This window comes from Vibrio sp. 2134-1 (assembly GCF_033339495.1).
On the sequence record NZ_JAWOUS010000094.1, the window covers coordinates 1 to 1,266 of the forward strand.

The 1,266-nt window shown below is 42.3% G+C and carries 2 protein-coding genes; both read left to right on the forward strand.

Features of this window, described 5'->3' with window-relative positions:
- Positions 1 to 440 precede the first annotated feature (440 nt).
- Positions 441 to 773, forward strand: coding sequence for a DUF1904 domain-containing protein (locus R7R78_RS24090; RefSeq protein WP_005483015.1), 333 nt, complete (start codon positions 441 to 443; stop codon positions 771 to 773).
- A 12-nt stretch (positions 774 to 785) separates the two neighbouring features.
- The coding region (locus tag R7R78_RS24095) for a penicillin-insensitive murein endopeptidase (protein WP_225474370.1) at positions 786 to 1,266 on the forward strand (481 nt) is incomplete at its 3' end.

Here is a 1,266-nt window from a genome sequence, read left to right on the forward strand (position 1 = left end):
GGGTGTAGCTCCAATTGGCAGAGCAGCGGATTCCAAATCCGCGTGTTGGGAGTTCGAATCTCTCCACCCCTGCCATATTTAAAGCCTCAGTCGAAAGACTGGGGCTTTTTTACGTTTGTAAAATGGCAAATTTATTCTTTGTGACCTCAAGTTCCCAAATAGGCGATTCTAGGCGCGTAGCTAATGGTAGCTAAGTCTGAACTGCCCTAATCTCTTATCTACTTTCCCTATATAAAGAACAGCAGATTTCCAGCGGGATTGATATCTAGCCGCTAGTGATCCCTTGTCGTTGAATGTCACTGATTGGAATCTCAAGCTCTTGTTGATATTTATTAGCGTTTTTCTGGGTATTTTTAAGAACGCGTCTAGTTGTTGTTGGGATGATTAGCGTTGTTGTTCCTGTTATCATCTTAGGACAATACAAATATAGGATTAACCTTATGCCACATCTACGATTTCGCGCTGTAGAACCTCAAGCAGTACAAGCTTTGTCAAAGCCACTGACTGACGAGCTCCAGCCACTAATGAATAGTCCACGAGAAGATTTTACTTTTGAGTACATCTACACAACTTTCTTTAGTGAGGGCGAGGTAAGTCCTGCTTATCCTTTTGTTGAAGTTTTGTGGTTTGATCGAGGACAAGAGACTCAAGACAAGGTGGCGAAAGTAATTACACAACAGGTTCGTGGTGTAGTCGGTGAAGATATTGATGTAGCAGTCATTTTTTCTGCACTATCGCCAAATGCCTACTATGATAATGGTGAACATTACTAAAGGGGATGTATGATGCGGCTGAGTCTTTCTTTTTATTTAAGTTTATTTTTCTCAGCTCCTCTTTATGCTACGCCATGGGAGCAAGTTAGTGCTCCCACTCATAATATGTCCTCTTCTATTGGTAGTTACGCGAATGGCTGCTTAGATGGGGCTTCCCCGCTGCCTTTAGAAGGTACAGGTTATCAAGTGTTACGTAGTCGAACGAATCGCTACTATGGGCACCCTAACACTATAGATTTTGTTGAAAGCCTAGCTTTAAAGGCGAATCAAAAGTTAAAAACTACTTTACTAATTGGCGACCTTTCTTTACCTCGTGGCGGCCGTTTTTCATCTGGTCATTCAAGCCATCAAACGGGGCTGGATATTGATATCTGGTTGCGTTTAGCTGACTATCCTCTCTCCTATAACGAACTTCAATTGCCGAAACCGATGAGTGTGGTTGATCTGCAAGACTACTCGATATTAAATCATCGATGGGATAAGAGGCATTTTG